Consider the following 18,844-nt stretch of genomic DNA (forward strand, 5'->3'; position numbering starts at 1 on the left):
TGTCCGCGCGTTTGTAGCCCCGTCGGAGCGATCGTGGTTGTGGCCTTCGATGATCGAAGTCGTCTGGTGGTCGTGCGGGCGGCCAGGGGTGTCCTTCGATCATGGTGATGGCGAGGGTTCTCACGCGTTTGCTGTCTTGGTGGTGATGTCCGTGTGCGGAGGGGAGTGCGTCTTCCGCACGGTTCTGGGGCGGGCGTCAGGTGGCGTGGTTGCGGTGAGGTTTTCCGGCCGCCGTTCTCGCGTGGTCCAGTGCCGGCGGGGGTGGCATTCGGTGCTGTCACGCTGTTGCTGGCCTTCGATCAGTGCACATCCCGCTGGCCCGGGGGCGGCGCGCGCCGACCGCAGGTATCACGCGTGCGGATTCGCCGATCCAGCTGAGAATTGCTGGGGCAGGCCAGGGTGCATCATCCCGACCGTTGACGACGTTGGTGTAGTGGGTATCGGGCCGAACGGGGTCAATTGGTGCGGGACGGCTGATCTGAGCACCCTGAAAAGGTGCAAACCGACCGAGCCGCCGGACGGGCGGATGGCACGGCATAAACTCGTCGGCGTGGTGAGCGAAGAATCGCCAGGGGTGGCTGACCGCACGGCGACCGACCTGGTCATCGTGACGGGGGTGTCCGGCGGAGGGCGGAGCACGGTCGCCCGGGCGCTGGAGAACGTCGGGTATTACGTCGTGGACAACCTGCCGCAGGCGTTGCTGCTCGACATGGCGGAGCTGGCGTTCGCGGCGCGGGGGGCGGCGCGGCGGACGGCGATGGTGCTCGACGTGCGCAGCCACGCGTTCTCCACCGATCTGCCGGGCGCGGTGAAGTCGTTGCGGGAGCGGGGGTTCAACCCGCGGATGGTGTTCGTCGACGCCGACGACGAGGTGCTGATCCGGCGGTTCGAGAGCGTGCGCCGGTCGCACCCGTTGCAGGGCGGCGGGCGGCTGTCGGACGGCATCGCCGCTGAGCGGAAGCTGCTCCAGGAGGCCCGCGAGCAGGCCGACGTGTTGATCGACACCAGCCACCTCAACGTCAACCAGCTTCGCGGGCGCATCGAGGAGATGTTCGGCGAAGAGGACACGACCCAGATCAGGGTCACGGTGCTGTCGTTCGGCTTCAAGTACGGACTCCCGCCAGACGCCGACTTCGTCCTCGACGCGAGGTTCCTGCCGAACCCGTACTGGGTGCCGGAGCTGCGCGAGCACACGGGACGCGAGACCGACGTGAGCCGCTACGTGCTCGGGCAGCGCGGCGCGGTCACGTTCGTGGAGACGTACGCCAGGCTGATCAACGCGACCGCCCCCGGCTTCGAGCGGGAGGGCAAGCGGTACCTGACGATCGCCGTCGGGTGCACGGGTGGCAAGCACCGCAGCGTCGCGATCGCCGAGGAGCTCGCCCGGCGGCTTCGTGAGATGCGTCTCGCCGCTGCGCCGCAGCACCGCGACCTGGGGCGCGAATGAGCGGAGCCGCGAATCGGTACTGCAGGTGTGGCTCAGGCCGGTGCCGGGGCGCAGCGGAGGTGACGGCGTGAGTGGTGTGCGGGTCGTCGCGTTCGGCGGCGGGCACGGGCTGTCCGCGTCCCTGCGGGCGCTGCGCCGGATTCACCTGGACACGCCGCTGGACATCACCGCCGTGGTCACGGTCGCCGACGACGGGGGGTCCAGCGGGCGGCTGCGCGCGACCCGCGACATCCTGCCGCCCGGGGACCTGCGCCAGGCGCTCGCCGCGCTCGCCGACGAGGAGGCGATGGCGGAGGTGTTCCAGCACAGGTTCGCCGGCAGCGACGACCTCGCCGGGCACCCGGTCGGCAACCTCGTCCTGTGCGCCCTGATGGAGCTCGCCGGCGACCCCGTCGTCGCGCTGGACCAGGCGGCGCAGATGCTGCGGTGCGACGGGCGGGTGCTGCCCATGTCGCGGCAGCCGCTGCACATCGAGGCGGACCTGTCCGAGCGTGGTGAGGTGGTGACGGTGCGCGGTCAGCATGCCGTCGCGGTCACCCCGAAGAGGATCGACAGGGTCCGGCTCGTGCCGGCCGCACCGGAGGCCTGTTCGGAGGCGGTACAGGCGACGAAGAACGCGGACTGGCTGCTGTTCGGGCCGGGATCGTGGTTCACCAGCGTGATTCCACATCTGCTGGTGCCGCAACTGGCGGAAGCGATCTCCATGAGCGCCGCAAAGCGCCTGGTCACGCTCAATCTGGCGGCCGACAGTGAGACGGCCGGCCTGACCCTGCCGGAACACCTTGCTGCCCTGCGTCGTTACCTACCTGGGCTACAGGTCGATGTAGTTCTTGCCGACGGGAAAGCCGTAGGCGACCCCGAACCGGTCCATCGTGCGGCAGAATCGCTGGGTGCCCGTCTCGTGCTCGCGCCGATGGCTGTCGCTGACGGAGCACCGCTGCACGACCCGCACGCGCTGGCTTCAGCCTTGAAACCACTACTGAGCAGCACCACCGACAGTTCGATTGAGCCCCGCGAGGTGACGACAGAATGGCGATGACCGCTGCGGTCAAGGACGAGCTGAGCAGGGTGGACGTAGCGAAACCCTGCTGCCGGCGCGCCGAGATGGCCGCGCTGCTCCGCTTCGCGGGCGGGTTGCACATCGTCTCCGGCCGGGTGGTCGTCGAGGCCGAGCTCGACACCAACGCCGCCGCCCGCCGGCTCCGCCGGGAGGTTTCGGAGGTCTACGGGTACCAGAGCGAGATCCACGTCCTCGCGTCCGGCGGCCTGCGGAAGGCCAGCCACTTCATCGTCCGCGTGGTCAAGGACGGCGAGGCGCTCGCGCGGCAGACGGGCCTGCTGGACGTCCGTGGCCGGCCGGTCCGGGGGCTGCCCCCGCACGTCGTGTCGGCCAACATGTGCTGCGCCGTCGCGGCGTGGCGGGGCGCGTTCCTGGCGCACGGTTCGCTGACCGAGCCGGGCCGCAGCTGCGCCCTGGAGATCACCTGCCCCGGGCCGGAGGCCGCGCTCGCGCTCGTCGGCGCCGCCCGGCGCATCGGGATCACCGCGAAGGCCCGCGAGGTCCGCGGCGTCGACCGCGTCGTGGTCAAGGACGGCGACGCGATCGCCGCGCTGCTCACCCGCATCGGCGCGCACCAGAGCGTCCTCACCTGGGAGGAGCGCCGGGTCCGCCGCGAGGTCAGGGCCACCGCCAACCGCCTCGCCAACTTCGACGACGCCAACCTGCGCCGCTCCGCCCGCGCCGCGGTGGCCGCCGCCGCCCGGGTCGCCCGCGCGATGGAGATCCTCGCCGACAACGCCCCCGAGCACCTCTTCAGCGCCGGCACCCTGCGCCTCGAGCACCGGCAGGCCTCCCTGGAGGAGCTCGGCGCGCTCGCGGACCCGCCGCTCACGAAGGACGCGATCGCCGGGCGCATAAGGCGTCTGCTCGCCCTCGCCGACAAGCGCGCCCGCGACCTCGGAATCCCCGACACCGAGTCCGCCGTCACGCCGGAGATGCTGGTCAGTTAGCCCATCCATGCGGGCTCTGGTCCGTCGTGGGCACGACCGTCGCTCTCCGTCAGCGACCGGTCGGGCCCAGGCGGCCCTCCCTGCCACGTCCGCGTGCGGTTGCGCCAGGACGCGGCGCCGGCTGGGGCGCCTCCGCGCCCCGCCCGGCCGAGGCCGCGACGTGGCCGCCGGCCGCGACGTGGCCGCCGGCTGCGACAAGCACGTGGCCGCCGGCCGGCCCGCCTCCGCGGCCCGTCCGCCGACGCCACGCCGCGACCGTCCCGCGGGGCAGGACGTGTCGCGGCCTGAGCGGTGCTCGTCGTCTGGGAATCCTTGTGCCCCAGAGCAGCGCGAACTCGTCCAGGTGAGCGGTTCCCGTGATCCAGAAGCCTGTGTGCGCCCAGGAATTCCGGATCATGCGAGTGGCCTGCGGGGCTGGTGGGAGCTGAGTGGTTCGCGTGACGCCGGAGACCTGGGTTTCCAGATCATGGGCGACAGAAAAACCGCCGCGGGACGTCGCCGATCTCGCCGAGTTTTTGTCGTACCCCAGCGAGACAATGTCTCCAACGTCGGCGGCGCGGGGGCACGGGACGGATCTGGAGCCCCCTTCGAGGGAGGGTGAAACCGGATGATCGGGCTGTGTGCTCAGACACCCCCGCGGGAGTTCGATACCGTGCAAGCGATAGGGTTTTCCTGTTCGGCGACGAAGCCGTCCGTATGCCGCTCCACGCGGCCGCTCCCCGCTCATGGGCCTCACCGATTAGGGCCACGACCGGGCGAGCCATGATCACTCACGGGCGACCGGCATCGGCAACGGCCGGCCGCGACGAGGCGAGGAGATGTGTCGAAGTGACCATCCGGGTTGGCATCAACGGCTTCGGCCGCATCGGCCGCAACTTCTTCCGTGCGGCGCTGGCCAAGGGCGCTGACATCGAGGTTGTGGGCGTCAATGACCTCACCGACAACGCGACGCTGGCGCACCTGCTCAAGTACGACAGCATCCTGGGCCGCCTGCCCTACGAGGTGAAGGCGACCTCCGACGAGATCACGGTCAACGGCAAGACGTTCAAGGCGCTCGCCGAGCGCGACCCGTCGAAGCTGCCGTGGGGCGACCTGGGCGCCGACGTCGTGATCGAGTCGACCGGCATCTTCACCGACGCCGAGAAGGCCAAGGTTCACGTCGGCGCGGGCGCCAAGAAGGTCATCATCTCGGCGCCGGCCAAGGGCGAGGACTTCACGGTCGTCCTGGGCGTCAACGAGGACAAGTACGACGCCGCGAACCACACGATCATCTCCAACGCATCGTGCACCACCAACTGCCTCGCGCCGATGGCCAAGGTCATCAACGACACGTTCGGCATCGAGCGTGGCCTCATGACCACGATCCACGCGTACACGCAGGACCAGAACCTGCAGGACGGCCCGCACAAGGACCTGCGTCGTGCCCGCGCCGCCGCGCTGAACATCGTGCCGACCTCGACCGGCGCCGCGAAGGCGATCGGCCTGGTGCTGCCGGAGCTCAAGGGCAAGCTCGACGGCTACGCGCTGCGTGTGCCGATCCCGACCGGCTCGGCCACCGACCTGACCGTCACCGTCGGTCGCGAGACCACGGTCGACGAGGTCAACGCCGCCGTCAAGGCCGCCGCCGACGGTCCGCTCAAGGGCATCCTGGTCTACACCGAGGACCCGATCGTCTCCAGCGACATCGTCACCGACCCGGCGTCGTGCATCTTCGACGCGGGCCTCACCAAGGTGATCGGCAACCAGGTCAAGGTCGTCGGCTGGTACGACAACGAGTGGGGCTACAGCAACCGCCTCGTCGACCTCGTCACGCTGGTGGGCACCGGCCTGTGAAGACGCTCGACGACCTCCTGAGCGAGGGCGTCAAAGGTCGGCGCGTGCTTCTGCGCGCCGACCTGAACGTTCCGCTCGACGGAGACAAGATCACCGACGACGGGCGCATCCGGGCGGTCCTGCCGACGCTCAACGCGCTGCGTGAGGCCGGCGCACGGGTCACCGTGGTGTCGCACCTGGGCCGTCCGAAGGGCGAGCCCGACCCGAAGTACACGCTGCGGCCGGTGGCGAACCGGCTCGGCGAGCTGCTGGGCAAGCCCGTCGCGTTCGCCACCGACACGGTGGGGGAGTCGGCGCAGGCCGCGGTCGCCGGGCTCGGCGACGGTGACGTGGCGCTGCTGGAGAACCTGCGGTTCAACAAGGGCGAGACCAGCAAGGACGAGGCGGAGCGGGGCGGGTTCGCCGCGCAGCTCGCCGAGTTCGCCGACGTGTACGTCGACGACGCCTTCGGCGCGGTCCACCGTAAGCACGCGAGCGTGTTCGACGTGGCGGCGCTGCTTCCGCGGTACACCGGCGGCCTCGTGCAGCGGGAGCTGGACGTGCTGTCGAAGCTCACCGGCGACCCCGAGCGGCCGTATGTGGTCATCCTGGGCGGCTCGAAGGTCTCCGACAAGCTCGCCGTGATCGAGGCGCTGCTGCCGAAGGTCGACAAGCTGCTCATCGGCGGCGGCATGTGCTTCACCTTCCTCAAGGCCCAGGGCCACGAGGTCGGCAAGAGCCTGCTGCAGGACGAGATGGTCGCCACCTGCGCCGACCTGCTCGCCCGCGGCGCCGGCAAGATCGTGCTGCCGGTCGACGTGGTGACCGCCGACAAGTTCGCGGCCGACGCGAAGACCCAGGTCGTCGCCGCCGACGCGATCCCGGCCGAGGAGCTCGGCCTGGACATCGGACCGGAGTCGGTGACGCTGTTCGCGCAGGCCGTCGAGTCCGCGAAGACCGTGTTCTGGAACGGGCCGATGGGCGTCTTCGAGCTGGCGCCGTTCGCGGCCGGCACGCGGGGCGTCGCCGAGGCGATCACGAAGATCGACGGCTTCAGCGTCGTCGGCGGCGGCGACTCGGCCGCGGCCGTGCGCGCGCTCGGCATCCCGGAGGACGGGTTCAGCCACATCTCGACCGGTGGTGGCGCGTCCCTGGAGTACCTCGAGGGCAAGGCTCTGCCCGGCATCACGGCACTGGAGGGCTGAGCGATGGCAGAAGCAACCGGCCGCCGGCCGCTCATGGCCGGCAACTGGAAGATGAACCTCAACCACCTCGAGGCCATCGCCCTGGTGCAGAAGCTGGCGTTCAGCCTCAACGAGCAGCAGCTCAACGACGTCGAGGTGGTCGTGCTGCCGCCGTTCGTCGACATCCGCAGCGTGCAGACGCTGGTCGACGGCGACAAGCTGCTCATCGGCTACGGCGCTCAGGACCTGTCGCAGCACTCGTCGGGTGCGTACACGGGCGAGATCTCCGGCGCGATGCTGGCGAAGCTCGGCTGCCAGTACGTCGTCGTCGGGCACTCGGAGCGCCGCCAGTACCACGGCGAGGACGACGCGCTCGTCAACGCCAAGGTGAAGGCCGCTCTCGCGAACGGCATCGCCCCGATCCTGTGCGTCGGCGAGGGCCTGGCGGTCCGTGAGGCCGGCGAGCACGTCGGCTACACGCTCGCCCAGCTCGACGCGGGCCTCGAGAAGATCAAGACCGACGAGGTCGAGAAGATCGTCGTGGCGTACGAGCCGGTGTGGGCGATCGGGACCGGCAAGGTCGCGACCCCGCAGGACGCGCAGGAGGTCATCGGCGCGATCCGGACGCGCCTCGCGGAGAAGTACACCGGCGGCACCGCCGACCGGGTGCGCATCCTGTACGGCGGCTCGGTCAAGCACGACAACGTGGCGTCGATCATCGAGCAGCCCGACATCGACGGCGCGCTCGTCGGTGGCGCCAGCATCGATGCGGAGGGGTTTGTCCGCATCTGCCGCCTCGGCAAGTAACCAGCTCAGAACGCAGCGTCGCGCGGTCCGGACCCGGGCCGCGCGACGCTGTTTTGTGTCCCACCCCAGGTTCCGCCCGGCATGAACGCCGCCTAAAGTGGCCTCGTCCACAGCCCCGACACCGGGCTGCCGGACATGCTCGCGCACAGCGCGGACAGCCCCGCGCCGGGCGCGGGAGCAACAGCCAGGGCCGCCCGCCACGAACGGGCCGACCATGACGAGTGGGGACCGAGCATGCTCGCACAGCGTTTCGTCGCGTCGTTGGCCGGCCTGTCGCTGCTCGCGACGGCGGCCTGCAGCGACGCCGGCGCCGAGAACCGCCCGCAGCCGCCGAAGACCGGCGGGACGCTCCGCGTCGTCGTCAGCGCCATGCCGGCCCACCTGGACCCGCAGCGCATCGCGACCGCGACCGAGGCCAACATCAGCCGCCTCACCACTCGGACCCTCACCACGTTCCGCTCCGAGCCCGGCGAGGCCGCCAGCGAGATCGTCGGTGACCTCGCCACCGACGCGGGCCGCCCCAGCGAGGGCAACCGGGTCTGGGACTTCCAGCTCAAGGACGACCTCCGCTGGGAGGACGGCACCCCGATCACCTGCGCCGACGTGAAGTACGGCGTGGAGCGCAGCTTCTCGAGCCTGTTCTCGGTCGCCCAGCCGTACCCGAAGACGTACCTCGCCGGCACCGACAACTACGCGGGCCCGTTCGTCGGCGGCAACAACAACGGCAAGGGCCTGCAGTCCGTGCAGTGCGTCGACAACCGCAACATCAAGTTCATGCTGTCCCAGCCGGTCGGCGACTTCGGCTACACCGCCGCCATGTCCGTGTTCGCGCCGGTGCAGGCCAAGCAGGACACCAAGGCCGAGTACGACAAGAAGCCGCTCTCCAACGGACCGTACAAGCTGCAGGAGAACACCGACCAGCAGCTCGTCTACGTCCGCAACCAGTACTGGGACCGCAAGACCGACAGCGTCCGCAAGGCGTACCCGGACAAGATCATCATCGAGGCGAACGGTGACCTGCCGACCGTCACCTCGAACCTGATCCAGAGCGAGGGCGACTGGGCCGAGGCGATCGACCTGGACAAGAACGTCGCGCCGAACTTCGTGCAGCAGGTCGTCAACGACCCCGGCCTGTCCGCACGGGCCGTGCAGGGCAGCTACGGCGGCATCCGGTACCTGTCGCTCAACACCAGGCGCATCCCCGAGCTGGACTGCAGGCGCGCCCTGGTCTTCGCCTTCAACAAGCGGAAGTTTCGCGCGGCGATGGGCGGCTCGGTCTTCGGCGACTACGCCAACACGATGATCGCCCCGCAGCTGAAGGCCCACAAGGACTTCGACCTGTACGACAGCACCGCCAACGTCGAGGGCAAGCCGGACGTGGCGATGAAGCTGATGGACGACCAGCGCAACAAGGGCAAGCCGTGCGCCACGACGCTCACCCTGGCGATCCCGGAGCAGAAGGACATCCGCCGCCTGGCCACCACGATGGTCGAGACGTACCAGCAGATCGGCATCCAGATCAAGGTCAACGGCATCGACCCGGAGACGTACTTCGACGTCATCGGCAACCCGGCGAACACCAACGACCTGCTCTGGGCCGGCTGGATCCCCGACTGGGCCAACGGCTCCGCGGTCATCCCGCCCCTGTTCGACGGCCGCCTCATCCCCGCCAAGGCCAACGCGACCAACAACCAGAACTACGCCCTGCTCAACGACCCCGAGATCAACAACGACATCACGGCGGCGTTGGAGGAGTCGGTGCCGGAGCGCCAGTACCTCCTCTGGGGCGAGCTCGACGAGAAGATCGCGAGCAAGGCAGCCGCGATCCCGATCATCTACATGAAGGCGCTGCGGATGTCCGGCACGAAGGTCCGGGGCGGCTTCATCCATCCGCAGTTCGGCCAGCCGGACCTGTGTGCCCTCGGACTCGCGTAGTCCAGTAAGCTTGCGTCTGCTCTCTACTGCTGTCCGCCCACCGAGAGGACGACCGCGCCATGACGGCGTTCGCCTACACCCTGATCGTGCTGCTCATCATCACGAGCGTGCTGCTCACGATGCTCGTGCTGCTGCACCGCGGCAAGGGCGGTGGCCTGTCGAGCATGTTCGGCGGCGGCGTCTCGTCCAGCCTCGCCGGCTCGTCGGTCGCCGAGAAGAACCTCGACCGCTACACGCTGCTGGTCGGCATCATCTGGTTCGCCTGCATCGTTGGTCTTGGCCTCTGGCTGAAAGTTGTCCAGAACGCTGGTGTCTGAGCACTCCTGGTGTTCTAGACTCATGCGCGCGGTCCGTTCGACGGACCGCGCGCAGGTGTTTTTCGCCCACACTCCTGCCTCCGCACGACGTCGCACCCCCCCCGACGAACAGGAGCGAGCAGCCGTGGCAGCTGGTAACGCCATCCGCGGGACCCGAGTAGGTTCCGGCCCCATGCGCTGGGCCGAGCGCGGCGAGCAGGCGGCCCGTCGCAGCGTCACCTACTGGTGCGCCAACGGGCACATGACCGAGCCCGCCTTCGCCGCCGAGATCACGCCCCCGACCACCTGGGAGTGCCCGCGGTGCGGGCTCCCTGCCGGCCAGGACGAGCAGGCGCCGCCGGAGCGGCCCCGCACCGAGCCGTACAAGACCCACCTGGCCTATGTGAAGGAGCGCCGCTCCGACGAGGACGGCGAGGCCATCCTGGCCGAGGCCTTGGCCCGCCTCCGCCAGCGCCGCGCCTGAGCAGCCCTGTCGCACCCCCATGATCCGGAAGACTTGTTGCGCCTACAGCGACAAGAACTCTTCCGGATCATGAGGGGCGAGGGTCAGGCGGGCAGGGAGGACGCGGCGGCGCGGTCCAGGAGCCACAGGGTTCGGTGCTCGCCGCGCACGCGGGCGGCGGGGAGCGCGGCGGGCGTGGCTGTGCATGCCTCGCGGACCGCGTCGGCCTTGCCGTCGCCGGCGGCGATCAGCCAGACCTCGCTGGCCGTGTTGATGGCGGGCAGGGTCAGCGTCACGCGGACCGGTGGCGGCTTCGGGCTGTCGTGGACCGAGGCGGTCGCCCCGGTCTCGTCGCCGACCGGGTGGCCGGGGAACACCGACGCCACGTGGCCGTCCTCGCCGACGCCGAGCAGCACCACGTCGAACCGCGGCAGCCCGGCAACACCGCCCGGCAGCCCGGCAGCACCGCCCGGCTGCAGCCCGGCATCAGCGGCGCCCGGCCCGGCGGACCCAGCGAACCCGGGGGACCCAGCGGACCCGACCGCGGCAGCGTCAATGGCAGCCACACCGGCCGCCGCGAGCCCGGGCGCCCCGGCGGCGGACGCGGCAGCGCCGGCCGCCCCGACGCCGGCAGCCCCGCCACCGACAGAAGGACCGCCGCCGGCAGAAGGACCGCCGCCGGCAGCGCCGGCCAGCTCGCGGGCGTAGGACACCGCCGCGGCCGGGGCGTCGTCGCCGAGCGGGTCGTCGGAGGCGGGCATCGGGTGGACGCGGGCCGGGTCGACCGGCAGGCTGTCCAGCATCGCCGCCCTGGCCTGGGTCTCGTTGCGGTCGGGGTCGCCGGACGGCAGGAACCGCTCGTCGCCCCACCAGAAGTCGACCCGGGACCAGTCGACGGCGTCGCGGGCCGGGTTGGCGAGGACCGCCGCGTAGATCTGCGCGGCGATCCGCCCGCCGGTGAGGACGAGGGACGCGACGCCCCGCTCCGCCTGCGCGTCCGTGAGCCGGACGATCAGGCGGGCAGCGGTCGCCTCGGCGAGCTGTTTCGGGTCATCGTGAATGACGACGGTCATGAAGGGACGGACTCCAGGGACGAGGACGAAGCGGCCTCCGGGCGCTCGGCGAGCGCCGGGTCCTTCCAGATGTGCACCCGGGGCGCCCCGCGCTCGTCGAGGTGCTGCTTGCCCGTGGCGGCGGCGAGCGCGGCCGCGTACGGCTGGTCGGGGTCGAGACGGCGCAGCTCCTCGGCCAGTTCCTCGCCGAGCGGACGCCGGCTCAGCGGCAGGATCCGGTCGGGCTGGCCGGTGCGCTTGAGGGTGGCGATGCCCGCGTTCAGGTCGCGGATGAGGTTCATGCTGCTGCCGTCGGCGAGTTCCAGGTTCACCGCCTCCATGATCTTGCCGGAGCCGGGCTTGCGGGTCGGGTGGACGCCGAGACGGGCCTCGAGCCAGCCGCCGAGCAGCGGCGCCGTGGGGTCGGTGTCGGGGGCGATGATCTCGACGGACCTGACGCCGACCCGGGTCGCGTCGAAGGCGCCGGCGAGCAGCGTGCGCCACGGGGTGATCCGAGACCAGGCCAGGTCGGTGTCGCCGGGCACGTAGTCCTCGGCGCGGATGCGCAGCGCGTCCACGGGGTCGGGGGCCTGGGCGCTGTCGGTGATGCGGCGGTCCGCGACGACGCCGAGCGGGTCATACGCGATCCGCTCCGGCGGCGTGCACTGCCACCAGGTCACCACCGGCACGTCCGGGGCGAGCAGCGGCATGACGACCGACTCGGCGTGCAGCGCCAGGCGGCCCTGCATGCGCATGACGACGGCCTCGCACGGCCCGAGCCGCCCGCCGACGACGATCTCCGCGTCGAGGCGGGACCGCTGCTGGGTGACGTCGGCGCGCACGATGATGAGCAGCCGGCACGGGTGCGCGGAGGCGGCGATGGTCGCGGCGGCCTCCGCCTCCCGGACCTGCCGCTCGTCGACGACGGCGACGAGGGTGAGGGCGAGGCCGCTGGTGAGCCCGCCCGCGCTGCGCCGCTCATTGGCGAGCGCCTTCACGACCTCGATACCGGTGGTGTCCCAAAGCCCGATCATGACGAACTCCCCCTCTAGGCCCGGCGCCAGGCGCGGCCCTCGCGGGCCAGCATCTCGTCGGCTGCTCGAGGACCCCACTCGCCGGCGCGGTACGGCTCGGGCGTCGAGCCCTTCCACGCCTCCTCCAGGGGGTCGATGACGTTCCAGCTCGCCTCGACCTCGGCCGAGTCGGGGAACAGGGTCTTGTCGCCGACGAGGACGTCGAGGATGAGCCGCTCGTACGCCTCGGGGCTCGCGTCGGTGAACGCCTCGCCGTACTGGAAGTCCATCGCGATGTCGCGGACCTCCATGGTCGTGCCGGGCACCTTCGAGCCGAACTTCAGCATCACGCCCTCGTCGGGCTGCACCCGGATGACCAGCTGGTTGTGGCCGAGCATCTCCACGTCGGTCTGGTGGAACGGCAGGTGGGGCGCCTTCTTGAAGGAGATCGCGAGCTCCGTGACGCGGCGCGGCATGCGCTTGCCGGCGCGGATGTAGAACGGCACCCCGGCCCAGCGGCGGTTCTGGATGCCGAGGCGCATCGCCACGTACGTCTCCGTCTTGGAGTCCGCCGGGACGTCCTTCTCCTCCAGGTAGCCGGGGACGCGCTCGCCCGCGACCCAGCCGGTCAGGTACTGCCCGCGGACCGTGTTGGTGAACACGTCGGACGGCACGGTGATCGCGTTGAGCACCTTGAGCTTCTCGGTGCGGATCGCGGTCGCGTCGAACGCCGTCGGCTCCTCCATCGCGACCAGCGCGAGCAGCTGCATCAGGTGGTTCTGCACGACGTCGCGGGCCGTGCCGACGGTGTCGTAGAACCCGGCGCGGGTGCCGATGCCGACGTCCTCGGCCATCGTGATCTGCACCGAGTCGACGTAGTTGGAGTTCCACACCGGCTCGAACAGGTTGTTGGCGAAGCGCAGCGCCAGGATGTTCTGGACGGTCTCCTTGCCCAGGTAGTGGTCGATGCGGAACACGTCCTGCGCGGTGAACGCGTCGTCGACGAGGTCGTTGAGCTGCCGCGCCGACGCCAGGTCGTAGCCGAACGGCTTCTCCACCACGACGCGGCGCCAGCCGCCGGACTTCGCGTTGTCGGACATGCCGGTGCGCTCGAGCTGCTTGAGCACGACCGGGAACGCCGACGGCGGGATCGACAGGTAGAACGCCGCGTTGCCGGGGATGCCGGACTCGTCGTGCAGGTCGTTGAGGGTCTGCGCGAGGTGGTCGAACGCGGCGTCGTCCTCGAACGACCCGGGCACGAACTTGATGTTGCCGGAGAGGCGCGACCACACCTCCTCCCGCCACGTGGTCCGGGCGCCGTTCTGCGCCGCCTTGCGGGCGAGGTCCTCGAAGTCGCCGTCGCCCCAGTCGCGCCGCGCGAAGCCGAGGACCGCGAAGCTCGGCGGCAGCAGTCCCCGGTTGGCCAGGTCGTACACAGCCGGGATGAGCTTCTTGCGGGCAAGGTCACCGGTGACGCCGAAGATGACCAGCGCGCACGGCTCGGGGATCCGAGGCAGTCGCCGGTCCTGCGGGTCCCGCAAGGGATTGGTCATCACACTCACCCTCCGAGGGCGGCCAACAGTTGGTCGATACCGGATTTCCGGTCGGTCAGGTGCAGTCGCAGCAACGGACGGCCCCGCTCCAGCAGGACCTGCCGGTCGGCGGCGGCCTCCGCGGCCTGCAACTCGCCGAACGTGTAAGGGCGCCCGGGGACGCCGAGGTCCCTCGGGACGGCGCCGGTGATCTGGATGACGTTGGCCCCTGATGTACCGCCTGATCCACCGACGCCCGTCGCGGCCTGGACGGACTCGCCACCAGCGGCGAGTGGGACGTCGCCGCCCCACGCGAGCCGGACGGCCCGGTCGACCCGGCCGGCGAGTCCGGTCCGCACGTCCAGCGCGGCGGTGTCGGCGGTCCGGTCGAGGTATGCCAGCACCGTGAGCGCCGCACCGGGCGGCACCGACCGCGCGAACTCGTCGATCGCCCCGATCAACGTCGTCGCGGTCACGGCCCCGTGGACCTCCACGGCCCCCTCGACGAAGGCCGGCACCTGCGGCGGCACCCCAGTGTCGAGCACCCGCAGCACCCCTTCGCGCGACGACAGATCACCACCATCGCCGTGCCCGCCACCGCCGGACGCCAAACCGCCGGCGGGTGTGGAACCGGCAGCGCCGAAGCCGATGGAGCCGAAGCCGGCGGGGGAGGAGCCGGTCCGCTCGCCGTCCGCCTGCCCGGTGCCGATCAGCCCGGCGATCGTGAGGGCCTGCTCCCAGACGAGCAGCTGCACGCCGAGCGGCCCGTTGACGGCCAGGTCGGGGTTGATCCCGCCGCCGGGCATGACGCCGGGCACGAGGGGTCCGCCCGTGGTCACGCTGAGGACGTCGGGTCCTTCGTGCCCCCAGCTGCTCGGCGTCTCGAGGGCGACGGGCACGGCCCGGGCACCGGCACCGTCGATCAGCGCGGCGATCCACTCGCCGAGCCCCACGAGCCCGCTGCCGTCGGCGGCGAGGGCGATCTTGTCCCGGCCCGCGGCGACGGCGGCCGCCACCGCGGCCCCCAGCGCGACGGCCGGATGCTCGAACCCGGCCGGCGAGGCGGTCGTCGCGGATCCGGACGCCGGCGCTTCCGGCGCCCCGGCGGGCGGCGGCGCACCGGGAGGTGCGAACCCCGCGGTCGCGCGCCTCGCGGGCGGCAGGGAGAAGCCGGCGGCGGGCGTGCGGCGGGGCGGCTCGGCCAGCGCGAACGCCTGCTCGACGAGCTCGTCGATGTCGGCGCCGGCCAGACCCGCCGGCACCAGGGAGTACGCGGACAGCGGGCCGGGCTGCGCGAGGAACAGCTGCGCGCCCATCTCCAGCGCCGTCGTCGCGAGCGGCGACCCGGGCCGGGTGACGAACACGAACCGCCGCCCGAGGTCGTGGATCCCCTGGTCCTCGAACGCCTGCAGGAACGCCCGGCGGTGGCTGTCGACGGACAGGGAGACGGCGATCGGCGACGCCGCGGTGAGCACGACCACGGTGCGGCGCAGCGGGCCGGCCACGGCGGCGGCGATGCCGTGCGGGTCGGTGCCGGTCAGGACGGTCAGCGGCACGCCGAGCGTGCGGGCGATCGCGTCGGCGGCGCGGGCCGGCGCCCCGTCGCCGGCGAGGACGATCCGGTCCAGGTCCAGGGCCCGCAGCTCCGCGCGGAGCATCGTGACCCTGGGGACCGCGTCGTAGTCGGGGGACCAGTCGAGCGGGGAACGCGGAAGGGCGCGGGTGTCGATCGCACCGGCGACGGCCGCGGCGCCGAACACCGTGAGTCCGGCAGCAGCGGTGACGTCGTCGAGGAGATCAGGCACCCGCACCCCCTAAAGATGACCGGCCCCGATGACCAGCCTACTGAACCGCGTGCCTTACTTGGCGGCTTCGAGGGCCGCCCGGACGGTCTCGATCATCTCGTTGCCGGAGACGGAGAACTTCTCGACGCCCTCGCGCTCCAGGACCTGCACGACGTCGTCGTAGTCGATGCCGACCGCGGCGAGGTCGTCCATGACCTGCTTGGCCTCCGCGTAGGAGCCGGTGATCGCGTCGAGGCGGACCTCGCCGTGGTCGGCGAACGCGTGGATGACCGCCTCGGGCATGGTGTTCACCGTGCCGGGCGCGACGAGCTCCTCGACGTAGATGACGTCGCGGTACTCGGGGTTCTTCGTCGAGGTGGACGCCCACAGCGGCCGCTGCGGGTGGGCGCCGGCGTCGGCGAGGGCCTGCCAGCGGTCGGAGGAGAACAGCTCCTCGTACTTCTTGTAGGCGAGCTTCGCGTTGGCGATCGCGGCCTTGCCCTTGAGGGCCTTCGCCTCGTCGGTGCCGATCTTGTCGAGCCGCTTGTCGTACTCCGTGTCGACGCGCGACACGAAGAACGACGCGACCGAGCCGATCTTCGAAAGGTCGTGACCGTTGGCCTTCGCCTGCTCGAGGCCGGCGAAGAACGCGTTCATGACCGCCTCGTAGCGCTCCAGGGAGAAGATCAGCGTCACGTTGACGCTGATGCCCTCGGCGAGCACGGCGGTGATCGCCGGCAGGCCCTCCTTGGTCGCGGGGATCTTGATGAACAGGTTGTCACGGTCGACGAGCCACCACAGCGCCTTCGCCTCGGCGACGGTGCGGGCGGTGTCGGCGGCGAGGCCGGGGTCGACCTCGATGGAGACCCGGCCGTCGATGCCCTTGCTGGCGTCGGCGGCCGGCTTCATGACGTCGCAGGCCCAGCGCACGTCATACGTCATGAGCATGCGCATCGCCTCGTTGACCTGCGCGTCGCGCAGGGCGAGGTCCTTGACCTGGTCGGCGTAGTCCTCCGCGGAGGTCAGCGCCTTCGCGAAGATGGTCGGGTTGGTGGTGACGCCCACGACATGCTGCTCACGGCGCAGCTTGTCGAGGCCGCCTCCGCTCAGTCTGGCGCGGGAGAGGTCGTCGAGCCAGACCGCCACACCCGCGGCGGAGAGCTCGGCCAGCCGATCGGAACTCATCGCAGTGCTCCTCTAACTCAGATGCCGATGTCCTCAGTTGCCCGTGGTGGTGCCGGTGATCTCGCCGACCTTGGCGAGCGAGGCGTGCGCGGCCGCGACGACCTTGTCGGGGGTGAAACCGAACTGCTCGAAGAGGACCGTGTGCGGGGCGCTCGCGCCGTAGTGCTCGATGCTCACGGCCACGCCGTGGTCGCCGATGATGTGCTGCCACGACATGGCGATGCCGGCCTCGACGCTGACCCGCGCCTTGACCCCGCTCGGCAGGACCTGCTGGCGGTACGCCAGGTCCTGCTCCATGAACCATTCCTGGCAGGGCATCGACACGACCCGGGTCGGGGTGCCCTCGGCCTCGAGCCGCCGCTGCGCGGCGACGGCGAGCTGCACCTCGGAGCCGGTGGCCACGATGATCACCTGCGGCTGGCCGTTGGAGGCGTCCTTGAGGATGTAACCGCCCTTGGCGGTGCCCTCGGCCGGCGCGTACTCGTCGCGGTCCAGGGTCGGCAGGTTCTGCCGGCTGAGCGCCAGCGCGACCGGGTGGTCGGTGACCTCCAGGGCCCGGCGCCACGCCCACGCGGTCTCGTTGGCGTCGGCGGGGCGGACCACGGCCAGGCCGGGGATCGCGCGCAGCGCCGTCAGGTGCTCGATCGGCTGGTGCGTCGGGCCGTCCTCGCCGAGGCCGATCGAGTCGTGCGTCCACACGTACACGACCGGGAGCTTCATGATGGCCGCGAGGCGCACCGCGGGCCGCATGTAGTCGGAGAAGACGAGGAACGTGCCGCCGTAGGGCCGGGTCGGGCCGTGCAGCTTGATGCCGTTGAGGATCGAGCCCATGCCGTGCTCGCGGATGCCGAAGTGCAGCGTGCGGCCGTACTCGTTGCCGGGGAACGCCTTCGTGGCGAACTCGGCGGGCAGGAAGGACGGCTCGCCCTCCATCGTGGTGTTGTTGCTCTCGGCGAGGTCGGCGGAGCCGCCCCACAGCTCGGGCAGCACCGGGGCGAGCGCGCTGAGCACGTCGCCGGACGCCTTGCGGGTCGCGAGGCCCTTCTCGCTGGCCGGGAACTCCGGCAGGTTCTTCTCCCAGCCCTCGGGGAGCCGTCCGGCGAAGAGACGGTCGAACAGCGCGGCGCGGTCACCGGCGGAGCCCCGCCACGCCTCGAACTCCTTGTCCCACTTGGCGTGCAGCTCGCGGCCGCGCTCGATGGCGCCGCGGGTGTGCGCGAGGACCTCGTCGGCCACCTCGAACGTCAGCTTCGGGTCGAAGCCCAGGACCTGCTTGGTCGCCGTGACCTCGTCGGCGCCGAGCGCCGAGCCGTGGATCTTGCCCGTGTTCTGCTTCTTCGGGGCGGGCCAGCCGATGATGGTGCGCAGCGCGATGAACGACGGCCGGCTCGTCTCGGCCTTCGCGGCCTGGATCGCGTCCCACAGCGCCTGCACGTCCTCGACGTAGACACCGTCGCCGGCGTCGTGACCGGCGCGCCAGTCGACGGTCTGCACGTGGAAGCCATACGCCTCATACCGCGCGGCGACGTCCTCGCTCTTGGCGACCTTGGTGTCGTCCTCGATCGAGATCTCGTTGTCGTCGTAGATGACGACGAGGTTGCCGAGCTTCTGGTGGCCGGCGAGCGCGCTGACCTCGTGCGTGACGCCCTCTTCGATGTCACCGTCGGAGCACAGCACGTAGACGTGGTGGTCGAACAGGCTGGCGCCGGTCGCCGGCTCAGGGTCGAAGAGGCCGCGCTCGCGGCGGGCCGCCATCGCCATGCCGACGGCGTTGCCGAGGCCCTGGCCGAGCGGGCCGGTGGTGGTCTCCACACCAGCGGTGTGCCCGTGCTCGGGGTGTCCCGGGGTGAGCGAGCCCCACTGCCGCAGCGACCTGAGGTCGTCGAGGCTCAGACCGTAGCCAGAGAGGTACAGCTGGATGTACAGCGTCAGGCTCGAGTGTCCGCACGAGAGCACGAAACGGTCACGGCCGAGCCAGTTGGGGTCGGTCGGGTCGTGCTTCATGACCTTCTGGAACAGCAGGTAGGCCGCGGGTGCCAGGCTCATCGCGGTGCCGGGGTGGCCATTGCCGGACTTCTCGACGGCGTCCATGGCGAGGACCCGCACCGTGTCGACCGCCCGCCGGTCGACGTCGGACCAGGAAAGCTCGGGACCCTTGACCTCTTCAGCGCTCACGGCTGTGCTGCTCCTGTCGAACGAGGGTTTTGTCAGCGGTGTTGCGGGGCTCTTCAGGACGACCCTACCCACGAATGGGTAGGCCCACGCGCAGTCGACCATGTTTCGGACATCGGCGACACTGCCTGCGGCAACGGTAGTCGATGGCC

Annotated in this window: 15 protein-coding genes; 9 read left to right on the forward strand and 6 right to left on the reverse strand. The window is 70.9% G+C overall.

Translation table 11 applies throughout. From position 1 onward, the window contains the following. Window positions 1-574 precede the first annotated feature (574 nt). From rapZ to ACFY3L_RS36545, 9 genes are all read left to right on the forward strand, one after another. Window positions 575-1,447, forward strand: coding sequence for an RNase adapter RapZ (gene rapZ / locus ACFY3L_RS36505; protein ID WP_389334923.1), 873 nt, complete (start codon window positions 575-577; stop codon window positions 1,445-1,447). A gap of 67 nt (window positions 1,448-1,514) precedes the next feature. Then, window positions 1,515-2,486, forward strand: a complete 972-nt coding sequence (yvcK, locus tag ACFY3L_RS36510; protein ID WP_389335451.1) for a uridine diphosphate-N-acetylglucosamine-binding protein YvcK — start codon at window positions 1,515-1,517, stop codon at window positions 2,484-2,486. Then, window positions 2,477-3,457, forward strand: coding sequence for a DNA-binding protein WhiA (gene whiA / locus ACFY3L_RS36515; protein WP_033359740.1), 981 nt, complete (start codon window positions 2,477-2,479; stop codon window positions 3,455-3,457). The genes yvcK and whiA overlap by 10 nt, the downstream gene beginning before the upstream one ends. A gap of 828 nt (window positions 3,458-4,285) precedes the next feature. Beyond that, window positions 4,286-5,290 (forward strand): type I glyceraldehyde-3-phosphate dehydrogenase, encoded by a 1,005-nt coding sequence (gene gap, locus ACFY3L_RS36520; RefSeq protein WP_389334926.1) that lies wholly within the window; start codon window positions 4,286-4,288, stop codon window positions 5,288-5,290. Beyond that, window positions 5,287-6,474 carry a phosphoglycerate kinase gene (locus ACFY3L_RS36525; protein WP_389334929.1) on the forward strand — a complete coding sequence of 396 codons (1,188 nt, stop codon included), beginning with the start codon at window positions 5,287-5,289 and terminating at the stop codon, window positions 6,472-6,474. Before gap ends, ACFY3L_RS36525 begins: the two co-directional genes overlap by 4 nt. 3 nt (window positions 6,475-6,477) lie before the next feature. Beyond that, the gene (gene tpiA, locus ACFY3L_RS36530; protein WP_360558129.1) at window positions 6,478-7,260 is read left to right on the forward strand and encodes a triose-phosphate isomerase; all 783 of its coding nucleotides are present in this window, start codon (window positions 6,478-6,480) and stop codon (window positions 7,258-7,260) included. 234 nt (window positions 7,261-7,494) lie between these two features. Continuing rightward, window positions 7,495-9,195 (forward strand): ABC transporter substrate-binding protein, encoded by a 1,701-nt coding sequence (locus tag ACFY3L_RS36535; RefSeq protein ID WP_389334932.1) that lies wholly within the window; start codon window positions 7,495-7,497, stop codon window positions 9,193-9,195. 59 nt (window positions 9,196-9,254) lie between these two features. Further along, window positions 9,255-9,512, forward strand: a complete 258-nt coding sequence (secG, locus tag ACFY3L_RS36540) for a preprotein translocase subunit SecG (RefSeq protein ID WP_389334935.1) — start codon at window positions 9,255-9,257, stop codon at window positions 9,510-9,512. Window positions 9,513-9,636: 124 nt separating this feature from the next. Then, window positions 9,637-9,975 (forward strand): RNA polymerase-binding protein RbpA, encoded by a 339-nt coding sequence (locus tag ACFY3L_RS36545; protein WP_389334938.1) that lies wholly within the window; start codon window positions 9,637-9,639, stop codon window positions 9,973-9,975. An 83-nt stretch (window positions 9,976-10,058) separates the two neighbouring features. Here ACFY3L_RS36545 and ACFY3L_RS36550 read toward each other — a convergent pair whose 3' ends face one another. Genes ACFY3L_RS36550 through tkt form a run of 6 tightly spaced genes read right to left on the reverse strand, consistent with a single transcriptional unit; the run spans window position 10,059 to window position 18,695 of the window. Next, window positions 10,059-11,027, reverse strand: coding sequence for a 6-phosphogluconolactonase (locus ACFY3L_RS36550; protein WP_389334941.1), 969 nt, complete (start codon window positions 11,025-11,027; stop codon window positions 10,059-10,061). Next, window positions 11,024-12,040, reverse strand: coding sequence for a glucose-6-phosphate dehydrogenase assembly protein OpcA (locus ACFY3L_RS36555; protein WP_389334944.1), 1,017 nt, complete (start codon window positions 12,038-12,040; stop codon window positions 11,024-11,026). Before ACFY3L_RS36555 ends, ACFY3L_RS36550 begins: the two co-directional genes overlap by 4 nt. Window positions 12,041-12,054: 14 nt before the next feature. Next, complete coding sequence (gene zwf / locus ACFY3L_RS36560) at window positions 12,055-13,572, reverse strand: glucose-6-phosphate dehydrogenase (RefSeq protein ID WP_389334947.1); 1,518 nt, start codon at window positions 13,570-13,572, stop codon at window positions 12,055-12,057. A 5-nt stretch (window positions 13,573-13,577) separates the two neighbouring features. Next, a complete protein-coding gene (locus tag ACFY3L_RS36565) occupies window positions 13,578-15,362 on the reverse strand; it encodes a hypothetical protein (protein ID WP_389334950.1) in 1,785 nt (594 codons plus the stop codon). Window positions 15,363-15,410: 48 nt separating this feature from the next. After that, window positions 15,411-16,520: a transaldolase gene (tal, locus tag ACFY3L_RS36570; protein WP_389334953.1), complete on the reverse strand. Its 1,110-nt coding sequence runs from the start codon at window positions 16,518-16,520 to the stop codon at window positions 15,411-15,413. 33 nt (window positions 16,521-16,553) lie between these two features. Next, the gene (gene tkt, locus ACFY3L_RS36575) at window positions 16,554-18,695 is read right to left on the reverse strand and encodes a transketolase (protein WP_389334956.1); all 2,142 of its coding nucleotides are present in this window, start codon (window positions 18,693-18,695) and stop codon (window positions 16,554-16,556) included. Window positions 18,696-18,844: the final 149 nt, after the last annotated feature.

Origin of the sequence: Dactylosporangium sp. NPDC000521, from assembly GCF_042898305.1 — a bacterium.
Taxonomy (GTDB): domain Bacteria; phylum Actinomycetota; class Actinomycetes; order Mycobacteriales; family Micromonosporaceae; genus Dactylosporangium.